Origin of the sequence: Streptomyces caelestis (assembly GCF_014205255.1) — a bacterium.
Taxonomy (GTDB): domain Bacteria; phylum Actinomycetota; class Actinomycetes; order Streptomycetales; family Streptomycetaceae; genus Streptomyces; species Streptomyces caelestis.
In genome coordinates this window covers 8176461-8202546 of record NZ_JACHNE010000001.1, presented here as the reverse complement: position 1 = coordinate 8202546, position 26086 = coordinate 8176461, and the positions used below count along the sequence as shown (strand labels likewise).

Annotated in this window: 20 protein-coding genes and 3 pseudogenes; 8 read left to right on the top strand and 15 right to left on the bottom strand. The window is 69.8% G+C overall.

Features of this window, described 5'->3' with window-relative positions; genetic code table 11:
- Nucleotides 1-32: 32 nt before the first annotated feature.
- Nucleotides 33-2372, bottom strand: a pseudogene (locus tag HDA41_RS37120) (GH32 C-terminal domain-containing protein); the annotation flags it as partial.
- Nucleotides 2373-2586: 214 nt separating this feature from the next.
- Complete coding sequence (locus HDA41_RS37115) at nt 2587-3549, bottom strand: carbohydrate kinase family protein (protein WP_184991914.1); 963 nt, start codon at nt 3547-3549, stop codon at nt 2587-2589.
- A 248-nt stretch (nt 3550-3797) separates the two neighbouring features.
- On the opposite strand from HDA41_RS37115, the gene HDA41_RS37110 reads away from it, so the two are divergent.
- From HDA41_RS37110 to HDA41_RS37095, 4 genes are all read left to right on the top strand, one after another.
- Nucleotides 3798-4820, top strand: a complete 1023-nt coding sequence (locus HDA41_RS37110; protein WP_184991912.1) for a sugar ABC transporter substrate-binding protein — start codon at nt 3798-3800, stop codon at nt 4818-4820.
- A 107-nt stretch (nt 4821-4927) separates the two neighbouring features.
- Nucleotides 4928-5941 carry an ABC transporter permease gene (locus tag HDA41_RS37105; protein ID WP_184991910.1) on the top strand — a complete coding sequence of 338 codons (1014 nt, stop codon included), beginning with the start codon at nt 4928-4930 and terminating at the stop codon, nt 5939-5941.
- Nucleotides 5941-6777, top strand: a complete 837-nt coding sequence (locus HDA41_RS37100) for an ATP-binding cassette domain-containing protein (protein ID WP_184991908.1) — start codon at nt 5941-5943, stop codon at nt 6775-6777. The genes HDA41_RS37105 and HDA41_RS37100 overlap by 1 nt, the downstream gene beginning before the upstream one ends.
- A 75-nt stretch (nt 6778-6852) precedes the next feature.
- Nucleotides 6853-7884, top strand: a complete 1032-nt coding sequence (locus tag HDA41_RS37095) for a LacI family DNA-binding transcriptional regulator (protein ID WP_184991906.1) — start codon at nt 6853-6855, stop codon at nt 7882-7884.
- A 277-nt stretch (nt 7885-8161) separates the two neighbouring features.
- Here the strand turns inward: HDA41_RS37095 and HDA41_RS37090 are convergent, their stop codons facing one another.
- Genes HDA41_RS37090 through HDA41_RS37050 form a run of 9 tightly spaced genes read right to left on the bottom strand, consistent with a single transcriptional unit; the run spans nt 8162 to nt 16250 of the window.
- The gene (locus HDA41_RS37090) at nt 8162-8797 is read right to left on the bottom strand and encodes a LutC/YkgG family protein (protein ID WP_184991904.1); all 636 of its coding nucleotides are present in this window, start codon (nt 8795-8797) and stop codon (nt 8162-8164) included.
- Entirely contained in the window at nt 8794-10293 is a 1500-nt protein-coding gene (locus tag HDA41_RS37085; protein ID WP_184991902.1) for a LutB/LldF family L-lactate oxidation iron-sulfur protein, read from the bottom strand. Before HDA41_RS37085 ends, HDA41_RS37090 begins: the two co-directional genes overlap by 4 nt.
- Nucleotides 10290-11030 (bottom strand): (Fe-S)-binding protein, encoded by a 741-nt coding sequence (locus HDA41_RS37080; RefSeq protein ID WP_184991900.1) that lies wholly within the window; start codon nt 11028-11030, stop codon nt 10290-10292. Before HDA41_RS37080 ends, HDA41_RS37085 begins: the two co-directional genes overlap by 4 nt.
- Nucleotides 11021-11929 (bottom strand): amidohydrolase family protein, encoded by a 909-nt coding sequence (locus HDA41_RS37075; RefSeq protein ID WP_184991898.1) that lies wholly within the window; start codon nt 11927-11929, stop codon nt 11021-11023. The genes HDA41_RS37080 and HDA41_RS37075 overlap by 10 nt, the downstream gene beginning before the upstream one ends.
- Nucleotides 11926-12237, bottom strand: coding sequence for an L-rhamnose mutarotase (locus HDA41_RS37070; protein WP_059422263.1), 312 nt, complete (start codon nt 12235-12237; stop codon nt 11926-11928). Before HDA41_RS37070 ends, HDA41_RS37075 begins: the two co-directional genes overlap by 4 nt.
- The gene (locus HDA41_RS37065) at nt 12234-13280 is read right to left on the bottom strand and encodes an aldo/keto reductase (RefSeq protein WP_184991896.1); all 1047 of its coding nucleotides are present in this window, start codon (nt 13278-13280) and stop codon (nt 12234-12236) included. The genes HDA41_RS37070 and HDA41_RS37065 overlap by 4 nt, the downstream gene beginning before the upstream one ends.
- On the bottom strand, nt 13277-14050 hold the full coding sequence (locus HDA41_RS37060) for an SDR family NAD(P)-dependent oxidoreductase (RefSeq protein WP_184991894.1): 774 nt from the start codon (nt 14048-14050) through the stop codon (nt 13277-13279). The genes HDA41_RS37065 and HDA41_RS37060 overlap by 4 nt, the downstream gene beginning before the upstream one ends.
- Nucleotides 14047-15384 (bottom strand): L-fuconate dehydratase, encoded by a 1338-nt coding sequence (locus tag HDA41_RS37055; RefSeq protein ID WP_184991892.1) that lies wholly within the window; start codon nt 15382-15384, stop codon nt 14047-14049. The genes HDA41_RS37060 and HDA41_RS37055 overlap by 4 nt, the downstream gene beginning before the upstream one ends.
- A 14-nt stretch (nt 15385-15398) precedes the next feature.
- Nucleotides 15399-16250 (bottom strand): fumarylacetoacetate hydrolase family protein, encoded by an 852-nt coding sequence (locus tag HDA41_RS37050; RefSeq protein ID WP_184991890.1) that lies wholly within the window; start codon nt 16248-16250, stop codon nt 15399-15401.
- A gap of 858 nt (nt 16251-17108) precedes the next feature.
- Between HDA41_RS37050 and HDA41_RS37045 the strand changes: the two genes are divergently transcribed.
- From HDA41_RS37045 to HDA41_RS37030, 4 genes are all read left to right on the top strand, one after another.
- Entirely contained in the window at nt 17109-18161 is a 1053-nt protein-coding gene (locus HDA41_RS37045) for a sugar ABC transporter substrate-binding protein (RefSeq protein WP_184991888.1), read from the top strand.
- A gap of 112 nt (nt 18162-18273) precedes the next feature.
- Entirely contained in the window at nt 18274-19884 is a 1611-nt protein-coding gene (locus tag HDA41_RS37040) for a sugar ABC transporter ATP-binding protein (RefSeq protein ID WP_184991886.1), read from the top strand.
- A 2-nt stretch (nt 19885-19886) separates the two neighbouring features.
- Nucleotides 19887-20930 carry an ABC transporter permease gene (locus tag HDA41_RS37035; RefSeq protein ID WP_184991885.1) on the top strand — a complete coding sequence of 348 codons (1044 nt, stop codon included), beginning with the start codon at nt 19887-19889 and terminating at the stop codon, nt 20928-20930.
- 76 nt (nt 20931-21006) lie between these two features.
- A complete protein-coding gene (locus tag HDA41_RS37030) occupies nt 21007-21708 on the top strand; it encodes a FadR/GntR family transcriptional regulator (protein WP_184991883.1) in 702 nt (233 codons plus the stop codon).
- Between the two features lie 168 nt (nt 21709-21876).
- Here HDA41_RS37030 and HDA41_RS37025 read toward each other — a convergent pair.
- The 4 genes and pseudogenes from HDA41_RS37025 to HDA41_RS37010 form a co-directional block, all read right to left on the bottom strand.
- Nucleotides 21877-22328, bottom strand: a pseudogene (locus HDA41_RS37025) (MMPL family transporter); the annotation flags it as partial.
- A gap of 492 nt (nt 22329-22820) precedes the next feature.
- Nucleotides 22821-22943, bottom strand: a pseudogene (locus HDA41_RS37020) (IS5/IS1182 family transposase); the annotation flags it as partial.
- A gap of 145 nt (nt 22944-23088) precedes the next feature.
- A complete protein-coding gene (locus HDA41_RS37015; RefSeq protein WP_260423390.1) occupies nt 23089-24459 on the bottom strand; it encodes an RICIN domain-containing protein in 1371 nt (456 codons plus the stop codon).
- Between the two features lie 31 nt (nt 24460-24490).
- A complete protein-coding gene (locus HDA41_RS37010) occupies nt 24491-25921 on the bottom strand; it encodes an endo-1,4-beta-xylanase (protein WP_184991881.1) in 1431 nt (476 codons plus the stop codon).
- Nucleotides 25922-26086 lie beyond the last annotated feature (165 nt).

Genomic DNA, 26086 nt, shown 5'->3' with positions numbered 1-26086 from the left:
GTGCGGTTCGTCCTCCGTGGTCGGTGTCGGTATCAGTCGTGGTAGGAGTCGACGTGCCAGACGGTGGCCCGGTCCAGCTGCACGGAGCCGTTTTCGGCGAAGACCTGAACCCCCTGGCTGGCGGGGTCGGGGAAAATCTGGTCGGTGATCACTGCCTCGCCGTTGCCGCCGAAGACCTCGACGGACGACCAGTCGACGAGAATCCGCAGCTTGACCTTGCCGTTCTTGGCCTTCAGCGGTGCGGTCTGGACACCGGGGAAGGAACTGTGGAAGCCCACGGCCCCGGAGCGGGCGCGGTCGACGTACAGCTCCTGTGTCGTGGTGTCGTAGCCGATGACCGTCTCCTCGCCGCCCGCGCCGGTGCGCACCTTGAGGCCGAAGCGTTCGGCGTCCTTGAGGGAGAAGGTCGCCTCGATGTCGAGCGCCTTGCCCTTGGCCGCGGTGCCGATCAGGGGCTGGGAGGTGCTCTTGACGGTGACTCCGGCCGCGGACGCCGGGTCCTGCCTCAGGGACGTCAGACTGCTCACCGGCTTGCTGGTCAGCCGGACGTGACCGTCGATGGTGCGCAGGGCCATCTCCCGTGGGATGCTCTGCGCGCCGCGCCAGGGTGAGGTGGGGATGGCACCGCTGTAGTCCCAGTTGTTCATCCAGCCGATCATGTACCGCTTGCCGCCTGGAGCGTTCTCCCAGGACACCGCCGCGTAGTAGTCCTTGCCGTAGTCGGCCCAGTCGGCGCGTTGCAGGACGGAGAGGGCGGGGGTTTCGGCTTCGGTGAACCGGTCGGCGAGGATGTGACCCCAGCCGGCGCTGTTCATGTCGACGATCTGGATCCGGGCCTGTTTGCCGAGGTAGGGGCGCAGGTTGAAGGACGCCCAGTCCAGGGTCTCGCTGTTGGAGCCGGTGGCGCTGCGGACGACCTGTCCGTCGACGATCAGGTTGACGGACGTCTCCTGGGAGACGGGCTGGGCCTTGGTGTCGGACACCATGATGTGGTCGACGTTGATGTGACCCCAGCCGCCGGCGTTGTCGTCGACGATCTTGAGCTGGGCCTTCTCGCCGGCGAGGTCGCTGACGTCCCAGGACGCCCAGTTGAGTGCCTCGGCGTCCTGTCCGGTAGCACTGCGCACCACCTGGCCGTCGACGAGGAGTTCAATGGCCGTCGGGGTGTCGGAGCCGGCCGGGTGGTTGCCGCCGCCGATCAGGAAATTGACGTAGTCCTTGTCGATGGTGAACTCCGGCGAGGTGAGGGTGCCGGTGGTGGAGTCGCCGTTCAGGTAGCTGTTGACCAGGCCGCTGCCCAGGAAGCCGGAAACCTCCTGTTGGTTGGGGAGGGTGCCGGTGGCCGGTGCGGTGCCGAAGGCGTCCCCGGTCGCCGTCCAGTCACCGTAGGTTCCGCCTTCGAAGTCGGCGAGGACCGTGCCCTCGGGCGGAGGGCCCTGCTCCATGACGGTTCCGGGTACGTGCGGGTGCCGGCCGCCGCCGACCTTGAAGTTCAAGTAGGGGCTGTCGACGGTGAAGGAGGGCGAGGTGAGGGTGCCAGTCGTGCCGTCACCCGCGTGGAAGCTGTTGGCGAGGCCCTTGCCGTCGAAGCCGTCGACGGTTCCCTGGCCGTCCAGCGCCCCGGCCGCCGGTCCGTCACCGAACGCGGTGCCGGTGGTCGCCCACGTACCGAAGTCGGTGCCCTCGAAGTCCTGCACGACCTGGCCGGCCGGCGGGGTGTAGGTGCCCTTGTCGTCGGCCGTGAACTTCTTGCCGTCGAAGTCGCCGACGAAGTACTGGGCGGCCGAACCGCCCGCGATACCACCGGGGTTGATGTTGACGACCAGGACCCACTTGATGTTGTTCTCGTCCCCGTCGACCGCGAGGGGGAACAGGTCGGGGCACTCCCACACGCCACCCGTCGCGCCGGCCGGCCCGAACTCGCTCTGCAGCTCCCAGTCCTTGAGGTTCTTGGACGAGTAGAACCGCACCTTGCGCTCGGTGGACAGCGACACCGTCATCAGCCAGCTCTTGGTCGGCTCGTACCACTGGACCTTGGGATCGCGGAACTCCTTGGAGCCGATGTCGATGACGGGATTGCCCTGGTACTTGGTCCAGGTGCGGCCCCGGTCGGTGCTGTAGGCGAGCGACTGGGCCTGCTTGCCGCCGTTCTTGTAGGCGCTGGTGTAGATCGCCACCATGGGCGGGTTCTTCTTCGTGCCGAACCCGGTGGTGTTGTTCCAGTCGACGACCGCGCTGCCGGAGAACACCATCTCCTCGTCGTCGTGCGACAGGGCGAGCGGCAACTCCTCCCAGTGCACGAGGTCCCGGCTCACCGCATGCCCCCAGGACATGTCACCCCAGGAGTCGCCGTTGGGGTTGTACTGGTAGAATGATGTCTCCTGTGCCGCGCCGTCCACGTGGCGAAGCCTGCGGTGGACGGACCGAAAAGTGACACCTTGGCCGGCGTCGTCGTCCACTCCACCGACCAAGGGTGTCATCGTTGACTTATGTCATCGATGACATCGAGTGGCCCGATCATGAGCGCAATCCGCCCAACACGTCAACGGTTGGGCCAGGATCGGCCGGGCGGGACTCGCTTGCCCGTCAGGCGCCGCCGACGGTCGAGAGCTGCGCCAACTGGTTCTGCCACGGCGGGTTGGGGCCGGCGACCGAGCAGGTCAGGGCCGCTACTCGAGTGGCGAACCGGCAGGCTTCCGCGACATCGTCGAGACCGAGATCGGCCAGCCGGCCACCGAGGAACCCGCGGATGCCGAGGTGGTGCAGCAGCCCGGCGGTGAAGGAGTCCCCCGCCCCGACCGTGTCGACCACCCGGGTAGTCACCGCGGGCACCTGCAGCCGTTCGCCGTCGAGCGAGGCCAGGGCGCCGCCGGCACCGAGCGTGATGACGACGAGCCGCACCCCTGCGGCGTGCCAGGTGTCGCACGCCCGCTCGGGCGGGGTGCCCGGCAGGAGCAGCTCCAGGTCGTCCTCGCTGAGCCGCAGCACATCCGCGAGGCCGCACCAGTGCGGCAGCCTGGCACGGTAGACCTCGGGGCGCACCAGCAGCGGCCGGACGTTCGGGTCGATGCTGATGGTGGCCTGGGGAGAGGCCGTCGCCAGGAACTCCTCCACCGCCGCCGCGCCGGGTTCACGGACCAGCGCCAGCGACCCGGTGTGCACACAGGCTGTACTGGACAGATCCACCCTCACCAGTTCCTCGGCCGTCCACTGCCAGTCGGCCGTGTTCTGGGCGTGGAAGGAGAACGCGGCCTGCCCCTGGGCGTCCAGCTCGGCCACGGCCAGCGTGCTCGGCTCGCAGGCCGCGACGGCGTACGACAGGTCGACGCCGGACGCTTGCAGGTGGGCCCGGAACAGGCGGCCGAACACGTCGCCGGACAGGCGCGCCAGGAAGCGTGCCGGGGTGCCCAGCCGGGCCAGGGCCACCGCCGTATTCGCAGGTCCGCCGCCGGGCAGCACCCGAAGGGCCAGTTCGTTCGAGGTGTTCGCGGGTTCGGTGAAGGCGTCGGCGACGCACTCTCCCAGAACGGTGATCCGACACGGGCGCATGGACTGCTCTTCTCTCGGAAAGTAGCGGCAAAGAGGGCGCCTCGCGGCATAACCGCTCACCGGCTGCCCATGGACGGCGGCCACGGGCGTTGCCGATTTGTGACGAGTGCAAGGCATTGACGTTGCCGGGATGCGGAGTCCATCATCCTCGCCATGCAGTGTCAACGATGACATAAGTCAACGATGACACCTCCGGGCGGCATGCTCTGATGCCGGCCCCGCCGCTCGCTATCGCGCAGGAGTCGTTCATGTCTCGCACCACTCGTCTGTCCTCCTCCCTCCTCAGAGCCGCGGCATGCACGGGCATCGCGGCCCTCACCCTGACGGCCTGCGGATCCGGCTCCGGCTCGGGCTCCGCCAGCTCCGGTTCGGGCGAAATCAAGGTCGGTCTGATCACCAAGACCGACACCAACCCGTTCTTCGTGAAGATGAAGGAGGGCGCGGAGAAGGCCGCGAAGGCCGAGGGCGTCAAGCTCATGACCGCGGCAGGAAAGTTCGACGGCGACAACGCCGGTCAGGTCACGGCCGTCGAGAACATGGTCGCCTCCGGCGTGAAGGGCATCCTCATCACCCCGAGCGACTCCAAGGCCATCGTGCCCGCGATCGAGAAGGCCAAGGCCAAGGGTGTCCTGGTCATCGCCCTGGACACCCCGACCGAGCCGGAGAGCGCGGTCGACGCCCTCTTCGCCACCGACAACCTCAAGGCCGGCGAGCTGATCGGCGAGTACGCCAAGGCGGCGATGAAGGGCAAGCCGGCGAAGATAGCCACCCTCGACCTCGCGCCGGGCGTGTCCGTCGGCGTCCAGCGGCACAACGGCTTCCTGAAGGGCTTCGGCGTCAAGGACGGCGACCCCTCCGTCGTCTGCTCCCAGGACACCGGTGGCGACCAGGCCAAGGGCCAGACGGCGATGGAGAACTGCCTCCAGAAGGAGCCCGACATCAACGTCGTCTACACCATCAACGAGCCCGCCGCGCTGGGCGCGTACACCGCGCTCAAGGCCAAGGGCCGGGAGAAGGACGTCCTGATCGTCTCCGTCGACGGCGGCTGCACCGGCACCCAGGCGGTCAAGGACGGCAAGATCGCCGCCACCTCGCAGCAGTACCCGCTGAAGATGGCCTCCGAGGGAGTCAAGGCCGTCGTGACGTACGCCAAGGACGGCAAGAAGGCGTCCGGATACACCGACACCGGCGTCACGCTGATCACCGACAAGGCGCAGGACGGGGTCACGTCCAAGGACACCGCCTACGGCCTGGAGAACTGCTGGGGCTGAGCCGCCCCGCGGACCTCCCGTACCGCCTTTCCCCTCAGTCGGCGGGCCGGCTCCCACCTCCCCGACCGGGAGTCGGCCGCCCTCTCATTCTCCGTCAAGGACCTCGCATGACTGCCACGTCCACGCCACCGTCCACATCCTCGCCGTACGCCGGGCTCAAAGCACCGACCACGGCCCGCCGACTGCTCACGGCGCCGACCACCGGCCCGTTGGTCGCCCTCCTCCTGGCCTGCGCCTTCTTCTCCCTCTCGACCGACCAGTTCCTCACGGGCGGCAATTTCTCGCTGATCGTGCAGCAGGTCATGGTCGTCGGCACCCTCGCCATCGGGCAGACCCTGATCATCCTCACGGCGGGCATCGACCTGTCGTGCGGTGCGGTGATGGCGTTCGGCAGCATAGTGATCGCCAGGATGGCGGCCGAGGGCTCCCTGCCCCCGCTCGCCGCCATCGCGCTGGGCCTGGCCGTCTGCGGCGGCTTCGGGCTGCTCAACGGGGCGTTGGTGCAGAAGATCCCGCTGCCGCCGTTCATCGTCACCCTCGGCATGCTCAATGTGGCGTTCGCGCTGACCCACATCTACTCCGAGGAGCAGACGGTCACCAACCTGCCCGGCCCGCTGACGGCCCTCGGGCAGACCTTCCCGCTCGGCAAGACCGACATCACCTACGGCTCCCTGGTCACCATCGCCCTGTTCCTCCTCCTCGCCTACGCGTTGAGCAGCACCGGCTGGGGCCGGCACGTCTACGCCCTGGGCAACAGCCCGGAAGCGGCACGGCTGAACGGCATCCGCACCTCCCGCCTGACCATCGGCGTCTACACCGTGGCCGGCATCCTCTACGGCATCGCCGCCCTGCTGCTCATCTCCCGCACCGGCGTCGGCGACCCGCAGGCCGGGCAGACCGACAACCTGGACAGCATCACGGCCGTGGTCCTCGGCGGCACCAGCCTCTTCGGCGGACGCGGATCGGTCCTGGGCACGTTCATCGGCGTCCTCATCGTCGGAGTCTTCCGCAACGGCCTGCAGCTGATGGGCGTCGCCTCCATCTACCAGACCCTGATCACCGGTGTCCTGGTGATCCTCGCGGTGACCGTCGACCAGCTCTCCCGGAAGAAGGCCCGTTGATGACCGCCACCTCCTCCTCCACCCCTGTCCTGCAGGCCCGCGGTCTGGTCAAGCGCTACGGTCACGTCACTGCCATCGACGGCGCCGACTTCGACCTGCTGCCCGGCGAGGTCCTCGCCGTGATCGGCGACAACGGCGCCGGCAAGACCAGCCTGATCAAGGCCCTCACCGGCGCGGTGACCCCTGACGCGGGCGAGATACGGCTCAACGGCGAACCCATCCAGTTCTCCGGGCCGCAAAGTGCCCGCGCGCACGGCATCGAGACGGTCTATCAGGACCTCGCCGTGGCCGCCTCCATGGACATCGCCTCGAACATGTTCCTCGGGCGCGAGCTTCGCCGGCCCGGTGTCCTCGGCAGTGTCCTGCGCATGCTGGACAAGAAGCGCATGCGCGAGGAGGCCGCCGAGCACATGGCCGACCTGAAGATCGGCCTGCGCTCGCTGACGCAGTCGGTCGAGACGCTCTCCGGTGGACAGCGGCAGGCCGTCGCGGTGGCCCGTGCCGTCGCCTGGGCCCGCAGCGTCGTCGTCATGGACGAACCCACCGCCGCCCTCGGCGTCAAGGAGTCCGGTCAGGTCCTGGACCTCATCCGCCGCGTCCGGGACAAAGGCATGCCGGTCGTCCTGATCAGCCACAACATGCCGCACGTCTTCGAGATCGCCGACCGGATCCACGTCCACCGGCTGGGCCGGCGCGCTGCTGTGATCAAGCCGTCCGACCACTCCATGGCGGAGGTCGTCGCCATCATGACCGGCGCGCTCACCGTCGACGAGGCCGGAGATACCGTCGTAGCGGACTCCCAGGCGGCGAAGGCCGCAGGCGTCCAGGCCAGTTGACGTACGACTGAAATACTCACAGGTTCCGGCCGAGGCCGCGGTCGGAACCGACGAGCACAGGAGACCGTTTCCTCCATGGCAGCCAATCGCCGCCCCACCCTGGCTGACGTCGCCCGAGAAGTGGGCGTCAGCGCCAAGACCGTCTCCCGCGTCCTCAACGAGGACGGACCCGCTTCGGCCCAGACCAGGGAACAAGTCCTCGCCGCCGTGGCCAAGCTCGGCTTCCAGCCGAACCTCATGGCCCGCAACATCCGCGTCGGCGGACCCGACACCACCATCGGACTGGTCATCCCCGACCTCGGCAACCCCTTCTTCGGAGCCGTGGCCCGCAGCATCGAGGACACCGTCCGCGACCGCGGCCTGACCCTGCTCATGGGTTCCTCCGCGGACGATCCCGGCCGCGAACGCGCGCTGACGGACAAGTTCCTCGCCCGCCGCATCAGCATCCTGCTGGTCGTGCCGTCCGTCGGCGCCGACCACTCCCACCTCAAGACCCACCGGGTCACCGGCCTGCCCGTCGTCTTCATCGACCGCCCGGGAGTGGGCCTGGCCACGGACAGCGTCGTCAGCTCCAACCGCACCGGCGCCCACGACGGCGTCGCCCACCTGATCGCCCACGGCCACCGGCGCATCGGCTTCGTCGGCGACCTGCCCACCAAGCTCTACACCCGCCGCGAACGCCTGGCCGGCTATCGCGCCGCCCTGCGGGAAGCAGGCCTCCCCTACGACCGCTCCCTGGTCTCCAACGCCCACGACCAGCACGGGGCCTCGGCCGTCACCTCCCAACTCCTGGGCCTGGAGGATCCCCCCACCGCCCTCTTCGCCGGCAACAACATCGTCGCGCTGGGAATAGTCACCGAACTCGCCCGCATCCACCGGAAGGACGTCGCCGTCGTCGCCTTCGACGACGTGGCCCTCGCCGAGGCACTTGAGCCGGCCCTGACCGTCGTCGCCCAGGACGCCGAAGAAATCGGCAGAACGGCAGCGACCACCGCCCTGGCCCGCCTCGACGGCGACCGCGCCCGGGCCCGCACCGTCACCGTGCCCACGCGGCTGATCGTCCGGGGGTCCGGGGAGCGGTCCCCTGCGGTACCGCAGGGGTCTTGATGCGCTCGGTGGCATCCTGCCGTCCAGCAGTCGCGCAGACCGGCAGCGCCGAAACAGTCTGAGTTGGATGTCCTGGGCAGGGCGTCGATGACCAGGCCTCGATCTCCACGTCCTGCCGCAGTCGCCCACAGACAGCCCCACTGTGGAATCGTCGACCGCACCGGCCCTGAGCCAGCCGGCTGTTCGGACGTCTTCTGACAGGCAGGCAAAAGGAGCGCGGCTTCACAGCGCGGCCACCGGGCCACGCTGCAAAGCCGGACGGTCTCGGTGCCCTCGGCTACGCGTCCCCCACCACGACGATGTCGAGGATCCTGGGCCCGTGCACGCCCTCGACACGGTCCAGTTCGATGTCGCTGGTGGCCGAGGGACCGGAGATGAGAGTCAGCGGACGGCAGGGGTCGAGCAGGCCCCATGCCTCGGGTACGTCGGGAGCGATCTGGTCCGCCCGGACCACGCAGATGTGCTGGTCCGGAAGCAGGGTCAGGGCCCGCCGTCCCTGGCCCGGACCGTGGTCGAGGGCCACGGTGCCGGTGACCGCGATGGCGGTGGCGACAGTGGTGACCACGGCGTCCGCCGCGTCGAGTTGTCCGACGGTCAGCGGCGGGACATCCGCCAGCAGTGACCACTCCCCCTCCGGAACCAGGTCCTCGGGAAGCCAGGGCGGAACCACCAGGGACCGTGCTCCGCTTCGGGCCAGCGCATGACCGACGGCCGCCGCGGCACCGGACGGCGGAACACGGACCACCGTGGCGCGGTACTCGGCGGCACGCTCGACGAACAGGTCGACGACGTCCGGTCCCACGTGATCGGCGCGGCGACCGTGCGAGGTCGGTACCTCGTCAGGGCGCTCGGAATCCGGCACGCCGGACAGTGCTCCCCGAATCGCGCTCAGGACGGTCTCGCGGCCGTTCATCGTCGTCCCTTTCCCTCCGCTGTCGTACTCCTGCCTTCGCTGCCGGCTGGTCGCGTGCGGCGCCACCAGGCGCGCAGGGACTCGCGGGCCGGCACTGGGGTGTCCCGCGTGCCGGACCAGCGGGCGAACGGACCGGGCAGGGCGCCGATCAGGCCGTCACGGGCCAGCAGCCGGGCTCCGGTGGCGGCCAGCCGCTGTACGGTGGCCAGCCGGCGTGGTGAGCCCAGGACGGCACCGGCGGCCTTCATGGCGAGTGCCTCGGATGTGGGCAGCAGTCGGTCCCGGCGTTTGGCCTCCACAGCCTCGGCGCGCAGGTGGACCAGCACCTCGGGGATGTTGATCTTCACGGGGCAGGCGTCGTAACAGGCACCGCACAGGGTCGAGGCGAAGGGCAGCGAGGCCGCGTTCTCGATGCCGGCCAGCTGCGGGGTCAGGACGGCGCCGATCGGCCCGGGGTAGACCGAACCGTAGGCATGGCCACCCGTGCGCTCGTACACCGGGCAGACATTGAGGCACGCCGAACACCGGATGCAGGCGAGGGCCTGGCGGCCCACCTCGTCGGCGAGCGTGGCGGTGCGGCCGTTGTCGAGCAGCACCAGGTGGAAGTTCCGGGGGCCGTCGCCCTCGGTGACACCGGTCCACAGCGAGGTGTACGGGTTCATCCGCTCACCGGTCGACGAGCGGGGCAGGAGCTGGAGGAAGACGTCCAGGTCGGCGAAGGCCGGCAGGACCTTCTCGATGCCCATGACGGTGATCAGGGTCTCCGGCAGGGTCAGGCACATCCGCCCGTTGCCCTCCGACTCCACCACGGCCACGGTGCCGGTGTCGGCGGCCGCGAAGTTGGCGCCGGAGACGGCGACCTTGGCGCGCAGGAACTTCTCCCGCAGGTGGAGCCGGGCCGCCTCGGCGAGATCGCGGGGCTCGTCGCTGAGGTCCTCGGGGGCGGGCCTGCCCCACTCCCCCATCTCCCGGCGGAAGATCTCCCGGATCTCGGAGCGGCCCCGGTGGATGGCGGGCACGAGGATGTGCGACGGGCGGTCGCCGCCCAGCTGCACGATGAGTTCCGCGAGATCGGTCTCGTAGGCACGGATGCCCGCGTCCGCGAGCGCCTCGTTGAGGCCGATCTCCTGGGTCGCCATCGACTTGACCTTGACGACCTCGTCCTCGCCGGTCGCCTTCACCAGGGCGGTCACGATGCGGTTGGCGTCGGCGGCGTCCGACGCCCAGTGAACCACTCCCCCCGCGGCGGTCACCGCCTTCTCCAGGCGCAGGAGATGGTGGTCGAGATGGCGGAGGGTGCGACGCTTGATCGTCGCGGCTGCCTCCCGCAGTTCCTCCCAGTCCTCCAGTTCGGCGGCCACCGCCAGCCGTTTGTCCCGGATGGTGCCGGTCGCGCGGCGCAGGTTCGCCCGCAGCCGGGTGTCGGCGAGCGCGGCGCGCGCCGCCTCGGGGAAGGCGGGGGTGCCCAGCCATACGACGTTGTCGGCGGCGCTCACCGCACGTCCCCTTCCGTGGAGGCCAGGATTTCGGCCAGGTGCATCGTGCCGACACCGGTACGCAGCCGGGACAGGCCGCCGCCGATGTGGGTGAGACAGGAGTTGTCGCCCGCGCACAGGAACTCCGCGCCGGTGTCCTGCACATGGCGCATCTTGTCGGCCAGCATCGCGTTGGACACGTCCGCGTTCTTCAGCGCGAAGGTGCCACCGAAACCGCAGCAGGACTCGGCGGCGGGCAGTTCGACGAGGTCGATGCCCTTCACGGCGCGCAGCAGGCTGAGCGGCCGGTCGCCGACGCGCAGCATGCGCAGCGAGTGGCAGGTCGGGTGGTAGGTGACGCGGTGGGGGAAGTACGCGCCGACATCGGTGACGCCGAGGACGTCGACGAGGAGTTCCGACAGCTCGTACACCGTCGGGACCACGTGCTCGACCGCCTCGGCGAGCGCGGCGTCGCCGTACTGGGCGGCCACCACACGGTGGTGGTCGCGCACCATGCCCGCGCAGGACCCGGAGGGGGCGACGACGGCGTCGTAGCCCGCGAAGACCTCGGCGAAGCGGCGCACCATGGGCAGCGTCTCGGGACGGTAGCCGGTGTTGAAGTGCATCTGACCGCAGCAGGTCTGGCCCTGCGGGAACTCCACCGTGTGGCCGAGGCGCTCCAGCAGTTCGGTCACCGCCCGACCGGTGCGGGGGAACATCGTGTCGTTGAAGCAGGTGATGAAGAGGGCTATGCGCATGGGGTGTCCTGGGGCGGGGCCGGCCGTGCGGTGACGCGCAGGTCGTAGGTCCGCATGGCCGTTCCGGTGAAGACGTCGTGACGCTCGGCGGGGCCGAGCCCGGCCGTCAGCGCGCGTGCGACGGCGACCACTTCGGCGTACGTGGCGACGAGCCGGCAGACGGGCCAGTCGGAGCCGAACATCAGCCGCGCGGGGCCGAAGGCGTCGAGCACGGTGTCGGCGTACGGCGTGAGGGCCGCGATGGTCCACGAGTCCCATGCGGCTTCGGTGACCATGCCGGAGAGTTTGCAGACGGTGTTGGGGAGGGCGGCGAGGCGCCGGATCTGCTGCGCCCAGGGGGCGAGTTCGCCGGACGCGATGGGCGGCTTGCCGAGGTGGTCGAGGACGAAGGTGAGGTCTGGCAGGCGCTCCGCGGCCTCGACGGCCGCCGCGAGTTGGTGGGGCTTCACCACCAGGTCGTAGACGAGTCCCGCCTCGGCGACGGCGGACAGACCGCGCAGGACCTCGGGGCGTACGAGCCAGCGCGGATCCGGCTCGCCCTGCACCTGGTGGCGGATGCCCACCAGGTACTCCCCTCCCGGACCCGTCCGCAGCCCCGCGAGGGTCTCCGCGATGTCGGGGGCGGTCAGGTCGGTCCAGCCGACGACCCCGGCGACCAGGTCGCTGTCGGCGGCCAGGGCCAGGAACTCCGGGGTCTCCTCCGGCACGGTGATCGTCTGCACCAGCACGGTGGCCGTGACACCGGCCGCGCGGGCCTCCGGCGCCAGCTCGGCGAGGGTGAAGTCGCGTCGCAGCGGGGCGAGTTCGTCTCCGCTGATCCAGTCCTGGTCGCGGACGGACAGGTCCCACACATGGTGGTGGGCGTCCACGATGCCGGGCGCGGTTTCCGCTGCGGTCACAGTTCCCACACCACCGGCAGTGAGGCGTCCGCGCCCTGCGCGGAGTAGTCGTGGACGACGTCGAGCAGGTCGGCCATCCGGGCCTGCCAGGCGATGTTGACAGGCAATTTGTCGAGTGCGGCGATCATCGCCGGGTAGTCCTCGACCTCCAGCACATGGAACAGGTCCGTGCCGCTGCGCCAGATCGTCCATTCCCGCACTCCTGCGGCGCGGATGGCGGCGGTGAGTTCCTCGGGCACCTCCCGGTGCGCGGCCTCGTACTCCTCGATGCGGTCGGCGCGGACCTTGGTGTGCAGGGCGACCCTCATGACGGCTCCTTCGACGGCATGGCTTCCCCGGTCGGCGCGGCTTTGCCGACCTGTGCGGTTACGGGGACGGGGGTGTCCGGGTCCAGCAGGCCCTCGGCGCGCAGTTCCTCCCACAGGGCGTCCGGAATCGGGCGCCGCAGCTGCTCCACCGTGTCACGTACCTCCTGAGGGGTGCGCGCGCCGGTCAGGACGCTGTTGACCGCGCAGTGGCCGAACGGGAAGCGCAGCGCGGCGGCCCGCAGAGGCACGCCATGGCGTTCGCAGACCGCGAGGAGCCGCAGCGCCCGGTCGAGGACCGGCTGCGGAGCGGGCGCGTAGTCGTACGTGGCGCCGGGCCGGGGGGCCGTCAGCAACCCGGAGTTGAACACCCCGCCGATGACCACGCTGCGGCGGCGGGCAGCTGCCTCCGGGAGCAGTTCGGTGAGCGAGTCCTGTTCCAGGAGGGTGTAGCGGCCGGCCAGCAGCACCACGTCGATGTCGGTCTCGCGCACGAACCGGGCGGGCAGCGCGGACTGGTTCATCCCGACGCCGATCGCCCCGACCACACCTTCGGCGCGCAGCCGCTCCAGCGCCGGGTACGCCTCGCGCAGCGCCTGGTCGGCGTGGTCGTCGGGGTCGTGGAGCAGGGCGATGTCGATCCGGTCGAGGCCGAGGCGTTCCAGGCTGGCCTCCAGGGAGCGCAGCACTCCGTCGGCGCTGAAGTCCCAGACCCGGCGGTGGGTGGCCGGGACGGCGAAGCCGTGGGCGATGTCGTCGCCGGCACTGCCGTCCGGGTCCGGTACGAGAAGCCGTCCCACCTTGGTGGAGAGCGTGTAGGTGTCACGGGGGCGGTCGCGCAGCGCGGCGCCGAGCCGCCGTTCCGACAGTCCGAGACCGTAGTGGGGCGCGGTGTCGAAGGTGCGGATGCCGGCGTCCCAGGCCGCCTCCACCGTGGCGTGGGCGGCCTCGTCGGTGACGGGGTGGAAGAGGTTGCCGAGGGCGGCACAGCCCAGCGCCAGTTCCGAGACCGGTACTGTGCCGCCGCCCAGCGTGGTGGTCCTCACGACCGGTCCACCGGGCGCAGGCGCAGTCCCTGCATGCCGCCGTCCACCGCGAGCGCGGTGCCGGTGACGGACGCCGCGGCCGGACTCGCCAGGTAGACGATGGCGGCGGCGACCTCGTCGGCGGTGACCAGGCGTCCCATGGGCTGGCGGGTGTTGAGGGCCGCGCGCTCTGCCTCGGGATCGTCGGCCGCGTCCAGCAGCCGGGCCACCCAGGGGGTGTCGGCGGTGCCGGGGTTGACGCAGTTGACGCGGATGCCCTCGCGGACGTGGTCGGCGGCCATGGCCAGGGTCAGCGACAGCACGGCGCCCTTGCTGGCGGAGTACAGGGCGCGCTGCGGCAGTCCGGCGGTGGCCGCGATGGAGCAGGTGTTGACGACGGCCGCAGTGCCCGGACGGGCAGTGGCAGCGCGGCGCAGGTGGGGCAGGGCGGCACGGGTGGTGCGGACGATGCCGAGGACGTTGACGTCCAGGACCCGGTGCCACTGCTCGTCGGAGTTGTCCTCGACGGTGCCCGCCGCGCCGATGCCCGCGTTGTTGACCAGGATGTCGATGCCGCCGAGCCGATCGGCCGCCGTGCCCACGGCGGCGCGCACGGAGGCGTCGTCGCCGACGTCGGCCTGGAGGCCGAGCAGCGGTTCGCTGACGCCGCCCGGGTCGAGGTCGAGCACGGCGACCGCCGCGCCCTGGGCCGCCAGTGCGCGGGCCGTGGCGAGCCCGATGCCGGACGCGCCCCCGGTGACGACGGCTGTGAGCCCTGACAGACCGCTCATGCCACGTCCTCCGGTCCAGCGAGGTCGGCGGCCCAGAAGGCGCCGTCCGGGTAGCGGTATTCGGCAAGGGACTCGGGGTGCATGGTGGCGGAGAAGCCCGGGGTCAGCGGCGCCGTGTAGTGACCGTCGCGCATCACCACGGGCGCGGTGAAGTGCTCATGGAGGTGGTCGACGAACTCGATGACGCGATTCTCGGTCGTGCCGGACAGCGCCAGGTAGTCGAACATCGACAGGTGCTGCACCAGCTCGCACAGGCCCACTCCGCCGGCGTGCGGGCAGACCGGCACCCCGAACTTCGCGGCGAGCAGCAGGATCGCGAGGTTCTCGTTGACCCCTCCGACCCGGGCCGCGTCGATCTGGAGCACGTCGATGGCGTCGGCCTGGAGGAGTTGCTTGAAGATGATGCGGTTCTGCACGTGTTCGCCGGTGGCGACCTTCACGGGGGCGACGCCCCGGCGGACGGCGGCGTGGCCCAGGACGTCGTCGGGGCTGGTGGGCTCCTCGATCCAGTACGGGTCGAACTCGGCGAGCGCGTTGGTCCACTCGACCGCCTCGCCGACGTTCCAGCGCTGGTTGGCGTCGATGGCGATGCGGATCTCCTCGCCGACGGCGGCGCGGGCGGTGCGCATGCGGCGGATGTCGTCGGCGAGGTCGGCGCCTACTTTGAGCTTGATCTGGGTGAAGCCGTCGGCGACGGCCTGCTTGGCCAGCCGGGTGAGCTTCTCGTCGGAGTAGCCGAGCCAGCCCGGAGAGGTGGTGTAACCGGGGTAGCCGCGCTCCAGCAGGAGACTCTCTCGCTCCGCGAGTCCGGTGCGGCCCTCGCGCAGCAGCTGGAGGGCGTCCTCGGGGGTGAGGGCGTCGGCGATGTAGCGGAAGTCGACCTGGGAGACCAGCCACTCGGGGTCGGCGTGGGCGAGCAGTCGCCACAGGGGCTGCCCGGCGCGCTTGGCGGCCAGGTCCCACACGGCGTTGACGACCGCGCCGATGGCCATGTGCATCACGCCCTTCTCGGGGCCCAGCCAGCGCAGCTGGCTGTCTCCGATCAGGTCACGGCTGATCGAGCCCGGGTCGGCGCACAGCTCCTCCACGGAGCGGCCCACGAGGTGGGGCCGCAGGGCGCCGATCGCGGCGACCTGGACATCGTTACCGCGTCCGATGGTGAAGGTGAAGCCGTGGCCCTCGTGCCCGTCGACCGCGTCCGTGCGCAGCACGACATAGGCGGCGGAGTAGTCGGGATCCGGGTTCATCGCGTCGGAGCCGTCCAGTTCCCGCGAGGTGGGGAAGCGGATGTCGTAGGTGTCGACGGCAGTGATCCGGGCGGAGGTCGTAGTCAAGATGGTCCTGCCTTTCACGCTTGGGTGAAGGTCTGGCGCTGGCTGCCGAGGCCGTCGACGGAAAGCTCGACGGTGTCGCCGGGGCGCAGGAAGGGAGTGCCGGGAAGCCCCAGAGCCACGCCCGCGGGCGTACCGGTGTTGATCACGTCACCCGGCTCCAGGACCATGTACTGGCTCAGGTACGACACGATGTGGTCGACCGGGAAGATCATGTCGCCGGTGTGGCCGTCCTGCCGCTTCACCCCGTTGACGCTGAGGTGCAGGCCGAGGTCCTGCGGGTCGCCGACCTCGTCGGCGGTGACCAGCCACGGGCCGAGCGGGTTGAAGGTCTCGCAGGACTTGCCCAGGTCCCACTGCGGGGAGTACTCCAGCTGGAACTCGCGCTCCGAGACGTCATGGCTGATCGCATAGCCGGCGATCACGGCCCGCGCGGCCTGGGGTCCGTCGAGGTAGCGGGCCCGTCGTCCGATGACGACCGCGAGTTCGACCTCCCAGTCGGTCTTGACCGAGCCGCGGGGGACCAGCACCTCGTCGTACGGGCCGACGACCGTGCCCGGGTCCTTCATGAAGACCACCGGGCGGGGCGGGATCGCGGCGCCGGTCTCGGCGGCGTGGTCGCGGTAGTTCAGCCCGACGCAGATGATCTTGCCGGGACGGGCGAGGGGGGCGCCGATCCGCAGGCCGTCGGCGTCGAGCTCGGGCAGTCCGCCCGCCACGACGGCCGCTCCGGCCCGGTCCACTCCCCCGGAGGCGAGGAAGTCGCCGTCGATGTCCCGGGTCACCGAGGAGAGGTCCAGCAGCCGGCCGTCGTCGGTACGGACCGCGGGTCGCTCCTCGCCGGGGGCGCCGACTCGTAGCAGTTTCACTGGGGGGCTCCCTTGCCGTGCGGGGTTTCGTCTGAGTGTGGGTCGCCACAGGGCTGAGCCGCCTGCGGTGCGCCGGGCCGGGCCTGCCCTGACGGGCTCCGCCCATCCACCTCTGCAGTCATCGGATGTATGGCGGCACAGTGACCCTAGATGCGGACATCGCGCCTGGCAACGGATTCCTCGGATGTATTTTCTCGGCGTTGCCAGTCAGGTCCGCACAAGGGCAGATTCACCATGGTCGCCCCAGGCCACGAGGTCGACACGCGAGCCGCCATCCGATGAATCCGAGGTGAGCCGCGAGGCCACCTCCACTGGTGAGAGCGACGCCGACGGGCGCACGACGGACCACCCAGGGGCATACGGGCTCTCCGGGCACTACCCCGGCCCCGATTCCGCCGGCCCGGGTGGCTCCGTTGTCGAATCGTGAGCTTCCGCAGCGCCCCCGCCCGTCACGCACAAGGTCGAAACTGTGCAGGTCGCAAAGGGTGTCAGTGGGAAGTGGCCCGGCCGGAACGGTGCCTTCGCCCCCTACGGCGTGATGTCCCGCAAATCTGTGGCGGCGAACCCTTGTCAACGTCGGCAACGCCGTCGTAACGTCCTCGACGTCCGGGATACATCGGAGGAATGATCGCACGGTCCTGTACGCCGTTCGGCTCGCATCGGTGCGGTCGCTCCGCCTCCGCATCTCCCGGTCCCCGGCTGACCCTCACACCCACCCCTCAGGGCATGATCCGCGCACCTCCACGCCGGATCGGCAACTGCCCGTCCGGCGACCTCGCCCCTCCCCCGCAGGCAGGTACGCCGTCCCCACCGTCGCCCTGCGGCCCCAGTGCCCCTGGCTAAGGAGAGAACACGGCCATGAACCTCGCTCGCACCCGCTCCACCGCCGCAGCCGCCACCACTGTTCTCGCGGTACTGGCACTCGCCACCGCGTGCAACCGCGAAAGCGCCGACTCGGCCGCCTCCGGCGGTGACAAGCCCGCCATCGGGATCGACCTGCCGCGCTCCGACTCCGACTTCTGGAACTCCTACGCGCAGTACATCGAGAAGGGCGTCAAGTCCGACGGCATCAAGGCGCTGCCGATCAGCAACTCGCAGAACGACGTCACCAAGCTCGTCGCCAACGTGCAGGTGTTCCAGAACACCGGGGCCAAGGCCGTGGTCATGGCTCCGCAGGACACCGGGGCCATCGCCTCCACCCTCGACACCCTCGCGTCGAAGAAGATCCCGGTGATCAGCGTCGACACCCGGCCCGACAAGGGCGACGTCTACATGGTCGTGCGCGCCGACAACCGGGCGTACGGCACCAAGGCCTGCGAGTACCTCGGCGAGCAGCTGGGTGGCAAGGGCAAGGTCGCCGAGTTGCAGGGCGCCCTGGACTCCATCAACGGGCGCGACCGCTCCGAGGCGTTCGCGGAGTGCATGAAGGAGAAGTTCCCGAAGATCAAGGTGTTCGAGCTGCCCACCGACTGGAAGGGTGACGTGGCCTCGGCCAAGCTGCAGTCGCTGCTCGCCCAGCACCCGGATCTGAACGGCATCTACATGCAGGCGGGCGGTGTCTTCCTGCAGCCGACCCTGGCGCTGCTGGAGCAGAAGGGTCTGCTCAAGCCGGCCGGCCAGAAGGGGCACATCTCGATCATCTCCAACGACGGCATCCCGCAGGAGTTCGAGGCCATCCGCAAGGGCCAGATCGACGCCACCGTTTCCCAGCCCGCCGACCTCTACGCCAAGTACGCGCTGTACTACGCCAAGGCCGCGGCCGAGGGCAAGACCTTCAAGGCGGGCAAGACCGACCACGACTCCACCATCATCAAGCTGCCCAACGGCCTCGAAGACCAGCTGCCGGCCCCTCTGGTCACCAAGGACAACGTCGACGACAAGACCCTGTGGGGCAACAACGTCGGCGGATGACCGGCGCTCCCTGCCCGCCGCGTCGGGGGCCGCACAGCCTCCCGCCCCCCGACGCGGGCAGCCTCCCGCACCCCCCGGCTCCAGCCTCCGTACACGAAGGACGGTATCCACCATGGCGGACACCGCGACCGCCCCGGCGACCGGCCCCGGCACTCCGGCCCCTGTGGCCGAGGCGACCGGTATCAGCAAACGATTCGGCGCGACCGTCGCACTGCGCGACGCCCGTATCACCGTCGCCCCCGGCGAGGCGCACGCCCTGGTCGGACGCAACGGCGCCGGCAAGTCGACACTCGTGTCCATCCTCACCGGCCTCCAGCAACCCGACACCGGCACGCTGCGCTTCTCCGGCGAGCCGGCGCCTGCCTTCGGCGACATCGACGCCTGGCGCTCCCGAGTGGCATGCGTCTACCAGCACTCCACCGTCATCGGTGACCTGACCGTCGCCGAGAACCTCTTCCTGAACCGGCAGAGTGCCGGCGCGGCGCAGCCCATCCGCTGGAAGCAACTGCGCCGGCGTGCCGAGGAACTGCTCGGCGAGTACGGCGTGGCCGTCGACGCGACCGCGCGGGCCAAGGACCTCACCGTCGAGCAACGGCAGTTCGTCGAGATCGCACGGGCCCTGTCGTTCGGCGCACGCTTCATCATCCTCGACGAGCCGACCGCGAAACTCGACGCCCGCGGCATCAACCGCCTCTTCGACAAGCTCCGCGATCTCCAACGGCAGGGCGTCGCCTTCCTCTTCATCTCGCACCATCTGCAAGAGGTGTACGACCTCTGCACCACCGTCACCGTCTACCGTGACGCGGCCCACATCCTGACCGCGCCCGTCGCCGACCTCGGTCACCAGGCACTGGTGGAGGCCATGACCGGCGAGTCGGCCCCCACGATCACCGCTGCCGGAGGGTCTCCGGTCGCGCGGAAGGATGCCCCGGAACTGCTGGCGATCGACGGCCTGACCCTGCCCGGCTTCTGCGAGGACATCTCCCTCTCGGTCCGCTCCGGCGAGGTCGTCGGGCTCGCCGGAGCCACCGCCAGCGGCAATGTGCAGGTGGGTGAGACGATCGCCGGTCTGCACCGCGCCAAGGACGGCCGTATCACGGTGGGCGGCAGGACCGTGCGCACCGGCAGTGTGCCGTCCGCGCTCACCGCCGGAGTCGGTCTGGTCCCCGAGGACCGCCACCTCCAGGGGCTGGTGCACAACCGCAGCGTGGCGGAGAACGCGACGCTCACCGTCACCGATCAGCTCGGTCCGTTCGGCACGGTGCTGCCCGCCCGCACCAAGGCGTTCGCCGGACGCATGATCAGGGACCTCGACATCAAGACGCCGGGAGCCGGCACCCCGGTCTCCGCCCTTTCGGGCGGCAACCAGCAGAAGGTCGTCGTCGCCCGGGCCCTGGCCACCGATCCGCACGTCCTGGTGGCCATCCGCCCCACCAACGGAGTGGACGTCAAGTCCAAGGAGTTCCTCCTGCGCCGCATCCGGCAGGTCGCGGACGGCGGCAAGGCCGCCCTGATCGTCTCCGACGAACTGGACGACCTGAAGGTCTGTGACCGGGTTGTCGTCATGTTCCACGGCCGCGTGGTCGCCGAGTTCGACCGGGGCTGGAAGGACGAGGTCGTCGTCGCCGCCATCGAGGGCGTCAGCGGCGGCACGGCCTTCGCCACCGCGTCCCCCGCATCCGCCGTACCCGCCTCAACCGGCACAGACGAGCACGGAAGGTAGTCATGTCCGCCACCACAGATCTCACCGAGCCCGCAGTGGGCAAGGCCGAGCCGGCCGCCGCGGCCACCGCGCGCCGCCGGGTCGACTTCGGGCGCTTCCGTGAACTGTCCCTGGTCCCGGCGATCCTCGTCCTCGGCCTGATCGGGTTCATCGTCTCGCCGGCCTTCCTGACCGCCGACAACCTCATCGGCGTGGCCCAGCAGTCCACCGAGCTCAGCCTGCTGGTGCTGGCCACCGCGCTGATCCTGATCTGCGGCCGGATGGACCTGTCCCTGGAGTCCACCATCGGCGTGGCGCCCGTCATCGCCGTGTGGCTGGTCCTGCCGACCAGCGGAGCCCGGTTCACGGGTCTCGGGCTGTTCCCCGAGTGGACGGCCGTACCGCTCTGTCTGCTGGTGGGCGTGGTGATCGGGGCCCTCAACGGCTTCCTGATCCTGAAGCTGCGCCTCAACGGCTTCATCGTCACCCTCGGCATGCTCACCATGCTGCGCGGACTCCAGGTCGCCCTCTCCGAGGGGCAGTCCATCGTGGAACTGCCGTCTTCCTTCACCTACCTGGGCAAGTCGTCGTGGCTGGGTGTCCCGGCCGCGATCTGGATCTGCGTGGTGCTCTTCGCCATCGGCGGCAGCGCGCTGGCCTGGCTGCGCCACGGCCGGGCGCTCTACGCGATCGGCGGCAACCCGGAGGCGGCCCGTACCGCCGGTATCCGCGTCGACCGCATCGTGTGGATCGTCCTCATCCTCGGCAGCGTCCTCGCCGCGTTCGCCGGCATCCTCTACAGCGGCCACTACGGTTCCATCTCCGCCACCCAGGGCAGCGGCTGGATCTTCCAGGTCTTCGCCGCGACCGTCATCGGCGGAGTCAGCCTCAACGGCGGCAAGGGCTCGATCTTCGGCGCGCTCACCGGTGTGCTGACGCTGCAACTCGTCGTGAACGTCATGACGTTGGCGGGTGTACCAGCGCTGTGGAACCAGTTCCTCAACGGAGCCATCATCATCGTCGCACTGATCATCTCCCGCTTCGCCTCCGGCGAGAAGCAGGAATAGCCACGTACCGCGGGCGGCTCCGCCGGGCCCGGCGGAGCCGCCGGCCGGCGCGTCCCCTACTCAGAGAGGCACCCTCGTGGCAGTGACGGACGAGGCGATCGACAAGATCAAGGCGATGATCCTCGCCGGCGAACTCGCGCCCGGCTCCCGGCTCCCCAAGGAGGAGATCCTCGCCGGACAACTCGGCCTGTCCCGGAACTCCCTGCGCGAGGCGGTCCGGGCGCTGACGGCCATGCGCATCCTGATCACCCGGCAGGGCGACGGCACGTACGTCTCCAGCCTGGAGCCCCATCTCCTGCTGGAGAGCCTCTCCTTCGCCGCCGATGTCTCCCAGGGCCACACGGCTCTGCAGTTGCTCCAGGTACGACGGCTGCTCGAACCGCAGGCGACAGGACTGGCCGCCTCGCTGCTCAAGCAGGAGGATCTCCGGGAACTGCGCAACATCCTCAACCGTTCACGGACCGTCGCCACCGTGGAGGAGTTCGTCGCCCACGACATCGCCTTCCACCTCAGGATCGTCGAGGCGGTCGGCAACCCCGTGCTGTCGATGCTGCTGCAGGTGCTTTCCACCCGCACACAGCGTGTCCGCATCGTCCGCGGCAGCCAGACCCGTCACGCCCTGAACAACGCCCACGAGGACCACGAGCAGATCCTCAGCGCGCTTCAGTCACGCGACGCCCTGCTCGCCGCCGCTGCGGCGACCGTCCACATCACGGCCGTGGAGCAGTGGCTGGCCACCAGTCTGACCGATGACCCGATACGGGCGATCGACGACTGACCTCAAGCGCTCTCCCCTCAGCTCCGGCCGCCATCCGGTCGCCCCCTCTCATGCCCCCGACCGGGTGGCGGCGCGCCATTTGTTCGCGCCCCGGCCGGAGACTGTGTCCTCCAGCCGGGGCCTGATGCGGAAGGCTCCGCCGGACGGGCGTCGGTCAGCCGACTCGCTCAGGTTCTTGGGCGCCACCTCGGGGGCCTTCCGGAGACGCGTGCCCTCGACGTCGAGATCGGGCAGGACACGGCCCAGCCAGGCGGGGAGCCACCAGGCGTGTCGTCCGGTGAGGGCGAGGACTGCCGGTACGAGGGTCATGCGGACGGCGAAGGCGTCGATGGCCACGCCGACGGCCGGCGCGAAGGCGATGGGCTTGATCAGGGCGTCGTCCAGGGGGAAGAACCCGGCGAAGACGGTGAACATGATCAGGGCCGCGGCGGTGACGCCCCGCACGCTGTGCCGCGCGCCTTCGACCACGGACCGGCGCGCCCGGCCGGTGTGGACCCCTTCCTCCCGCATCCCCGAGATCAGGAACACCTCGTAGTCCATCGCGAGTCCGAAGAGCACACCGATCAGAATGATCGGCGACTCACGACGGGACCGGTGTGAGCCAGGCCGAAGATGCTTGCCGGAGGCGAGCCGGGGGCTGGTCCACACCGAGACATCGCCGGTGCGCTGCGCCGAGTACAGGTCGACCAGCGCATCGGCCCCGCCGTCGACGGAGACGCCCGCCATGCCATGGCTCGGCGCGGTCACGGCGTGCAGCGTGACGCCGGTACCGACGAAGCTCAGCGTCGCCGTGTCGCCCGTGGCGTCACTGTAGGAGTTCGTGCCGGCGTACGGGCCGGTCTCCTCGCTCGCGTGACCCCAATTGCCGTTGTGGGAAACCGCGGTGGCGGCGTCGTCCACCTTGCTCGACGCGTTGCCCAGGTTGAGGTACGACCGAGTCGGTGAACGTGGTAGTGCCCGACTTCGTGGTCGACAGCACCAGGTACACGCGGGAGCCGCCGGCCGGCGCGGTGAACGAGACAGGCCGGGTGACCCGGGAGCCGAGCGGGATGGTGAGGGGTTCGTTTCCGGACGCGATGACCGTGCCGTCCGGACGGTCGAGTCACGCCGTCCAGTGGACGAGGTCCGCCCTCACCCTCCAGATGGATCTTGCAGGTCAGCCCACGCCTTGATCGGCCCAGGGCCTCGTCCGGTCGGTGCCGGACCGGCGTCCTTCGCTGGCCGGGCACTCGCCCTTCCGAGGGAGGTCGAGAGCCCGGTCTCCAGCGTGCGCGTGTTCGTGAGAGATCTCCTGGAAAGGCCTGACTGTCCTTCGATCTGGGATGGACGTCGACGGAGTGGAGCCAGAACCATCCTGGCTCCACCCGTGGTGCGGGCGTGTCACTGGAACTGTGCGAAGAACCTCCAGATCTCTGCTTTGGTCCAGGTGGCGACGCCGCTTTCGCCGGAGGAGCCGTCGACCGGACCGGGGATGTGGCCTCCGTCGAACGCGGCCCACTGGACCGGGTATCCGGCACGGCAGCCCGAGTAGGTGGTGGTGATGTGCGTTCGGCTGCCCGGCGCGGGTTCGCGCGGGCTCTGGGGGGTGCAGCCGTTGTTGCTGACGAATCTGTCGCGCAGGGATCGTCCTTGCCCGATGTTGAGGACCGAGTCGCTGATGCCGTGGATGCCGAAGTAGGCGATGGGCTGGGTGCCGCCGCTGCACCCGCTGATCTGGGCGCCGGAGATGACCGCGACGGCCCTGAAGACGTTCGCCCGGCTGCATGCGAGTGCGTAGCTCATACCGCCGCCCCAGCTGAATCCCGTGGCGAAACGCTGTGCCGGGTTGACACAGAGGCCGCCCTCGATGCGCCGGATCATGTCGTCGACGAAGGTGACGTCCTCACCGCCCGAATTGGCCCAGCCGTTGCCGAGGCCCTGAGGGGCGACGAGGATCGCGCCGTTGCTCGACTGTTCCTGTTGGCCGTAGTAGGACCAGGCGTTCCCGCTCGTGCCGCCCGACGCGACGTCGCCGGCGGTTCCGCCCCGCCAGTGGAACGCGAAGATCAGCCGGTAGCGGTGGCTGCTGTCGTAGTTGGCGGGAACCCTGAGGATGAAGCTGCGGCTCTTGCCGCCGCTCTGAATCGTGTGCGTACCGCTCGTCAGAGTCGGGGCGCTGCCGCATCCGCCGCCGCCACCGGACGACAGCTTGACCATCTGCCACTGCTGGTTGGCGCCGCCCCAGTCGGAGTACTGGACGACGGTGCCGCCGTCGGCGGTGGAGGCGCCCTGCACCTCCACCGCCTTGCCGCTGGTGCGGTTGATCAGCCGGACGTGGCCCGCGTCGGAGTCGGCCAGACGGAACTGCTGGTTGGCCCCGTTGTGGTCGGCCCACTGCTGGATCGCGGCACCGTCCGCTGCCGAGGCGCCGGCCACGTCGAGAACCTTGCCCGAATGCCGGGCCTTGAGGCGGTAGAAGCCGCCGCCGGAGTCCACGAACTGCCACTGCTGGTTGGCTGCGTCGTTGCGCGTCCACTGGCTGACCCGCGCGCCGTCGGCGGTGGACGTGCCGGAGACGTCCAGTGCCTTGCCGCTGTTGCGATTGACCAGGACGTACCAGGCGTTGGTGTCCACCGTCGCCGCCTCGGCGGGCGCCGGATTCACCGCGGCGAGCATGCCGATCGCGAGGGTCGCCGCCACCACGGCGGCGACCCGGGACCACCAGCGATGTCTGCGTGGAGGGGCGGGGGAAGCCGCACCGTAGGTCTTCATCGACTCACCCTTTCGTCGGTGGCGGGTCCCATCAGGTGCGGGTCCAGCGCTGGTTGCTGCCGTTCGAGCAGGAGTAGAGCTGGATCAGGGTGCCGTTGGCGGTGCCGCCTGCGACGGCGTCGAGACAGAGGCCGGACTGGACGCCGACGATGGATCCGTCGGAGTTGAGGCGCCATTTCTGGTTGTCGCCGCCCCAGCAGCTGTAGATCTGGACCTTGGTGCCGTTGCCGGTGCCGGCGGCGTCCAGGCACTTGTTGCCGTAGACCCTGAGCTCACCGGCGGCGGTGTGCGTCCACTGCTGGTTGGTGCCGTTGTTGCAGTCCCACAGCTGGAGCTGGGTGCCGTCGGTGGTACTGGTGCCGGGCACGTCCAGGCAGCGGCCTGAACCGACGCCCTTGATCGGTCCGGACTCCGCAGGGGGCGTAGAAGAGCCGCCGTTGAGTGCGTTGAGGACGGTGGTGTAGGCGGGCTTCTTACTGCCGTCGCCGTTGAACAGCAGCGGCGTGTGCTCCGGTCGCCAGGAGTCGGTGTCGCGCACACCCCAGACGGTGATGCCGAGGCAGCGCGGGACGGCAAGGCAGTCGTTGACCACGTTGGCGTAGGTCGTGGCGGGGGCGCCCTGGATGTCGAGTTCGGTGATGGCCACATCGACGCCGAGGGCGGCGAAGTTCTGCAGGGTGGTGCGGAAGTTGCTGTTGTAGGGGCTGCCGCTGTTGAAGTGCGACTGGAAGCCGACGCAGTCGATCGGCACGCCGCGCTGCTTGAAGTCCCGGACCATGGCGTACATGGCCTGGGTTTTGGCCCAGGTCCAGTTCTCGACGTTGTAGTCGTTGTAACAGAGCTTGGCGGCCGGGTCGGCGGCGCGCGCGGTGCGGAAGGCGACCTCGATCCAGTCGTTGCCGGTGCGTTGCAGGTTGGAGTCGCGCCTTGCTCCCGAACTGCCGTCGGCGAAGGCCTCGTTCACGACGTCCCACTGGGCGATCTTGCCCTTGTAGTGGGCCATCACGCCCTTGATGTGGTCGATCATCGCCTGGCGCAGCGCGCTGCCGCTGAGGCTCTGCATCCAGCCGGGCTGCTGGGAGTGCCAGGCCAGGGTGTGGCCGCGCACCTGCTTGCCGTTCTGCACCGCCCAGTTGTAGACGCGGTCACCGGCGGTGAAGTTGAACTGGCCCCGCTGTGGTTCGGTGGCGTCGATCTTCATCTCGTTCTCGGCCGTCACCGAGTTGAACTCACGGCCCGCGATCGTCGTGTACGCCGAGTCGCCCAGCCTGCCCGAGGCGATGGCGGTGCCGAAGTAGCGGCCGCTCTGCGCCGCCGCGGCGCCGAGCGTGTTCTCGGCGGCGTGTGCGGTCGGCGGCGCGACCATTGCGGTGACCACACCGAGGACGCCGACGACCAGCGCCAACAGCAGGCCGCGGATCTTCCGGCGGACAACGGGTCTGGGAAGGGCATACGAGCCCATGACTGTGCCTCCAAGGTAGACATCAAGGAAGGACTGAAGCGCGGGGGAATGCGTCGTCCACTGGTGCGAACCTCACCGGGACGTGACGGGGGTGGCGCGGGTGCTTTGGTGCACAGATTGCCCAGGGCCGGCGTGGTTCGACATCTCGAACTAAGGCCGGGTTCT

Coding starts and splice junctions, on each gene's coding strand:
- HDA41_RS37090 (WP_184991904.1), bottom strand. CDS start 8,797: ATGAACGGCCGCGAGACCGTCCTGAGCGCGATTCGGGGAGCACTGTCC.
- HDA41_RS37080 (WP_184991900.1), bottom strand. CDS start 11,030: ATGCGCATAGCCCTCTTCATCACCTGCTTCAACGACACGATGTTCCCC.
- HDA41_RS37100 (WP_184991908.1), top strand. CDS start 5,941: ATGACCGCCACCTCCTCCTCCACCCCTGTCCTGCAGGCCCGCGGTCTG.
- HDA41_RS37015 (WP_260423390.1), bottom strand. CDS start 24,459: ATGAAGACCTACGGTGCGGCTTCCCCCGCCCCTCCACGCAGACATCGC.
- HDA41_RS37035 (WP_184991885.1), top strand. CDS start 19,887: ATGTCCGCCACCACAGATCTCACCGAGCCCGCAGTGGGCAAGGCCGAG.
- HDA41_RS37115 (WP_184991914.1), bottom strand. CDS start 3,549: ATGCGCCCGTGTCGGATCACCGTTCTGGGAGAGTGCGTCGCCGACGCC.
- HDA41_RS37040 (WP_184991886.1), top strand. CDS start 18,274: ATGGCGGACACCGCGACCGCCCCGGCGACCGGCCCCGGCACTCCGGCC.
- HDA41_RS37060 (WP_184991894.1), bottom strand. CDS start 14,050: ATGAGCGGTCTGTCAGGGCTCACAGCCGTCGTCACCGGGGGCGCGTCC.
- HDA41_RS37105 (WP_184991910.1), top strand. CDS start 4,928: ATGACTGCCACGTCCACGCCACCGTCCACATCCTCGCCGTACGCCGGG.
- HDA41_RS37045 (WP_184991888.1), top strand. CDS start 17,109: ATGAACCTCGCTCGCACCCGCTCCACCGCCGCAGCCGCCACCACTGTT.
- HDA41_RS37070 (WP_059422263.1), bottom strand. CDS start 12,237: ATGAGGGTCGCCCTGCACACCAAGGTCCGCGCCGACCGCATCGAGGAG.
- HDA41_RS37095 (WP_184991906.1), top strand. CDS start 6,853: ATGGCAGCCAATCGCCGCCCCACCCTGGCTGACGTCGCCCGAGAAGTG.
- HDA41_RS37110 (WP_184991912.1), top strand. CDS start 3,798: ATGTCTCGCACCACTCGTCTGTCCTCCTCCCTCCTCAGAGCCGCGGCA.
- HDA41_RS37010 (WP_184991881.1), bottom strand. CDS start 25,921: ATGGGCTCGTATGCCCTTCCCAGACCCGTTGTCCGCCGGAAGATCCGC.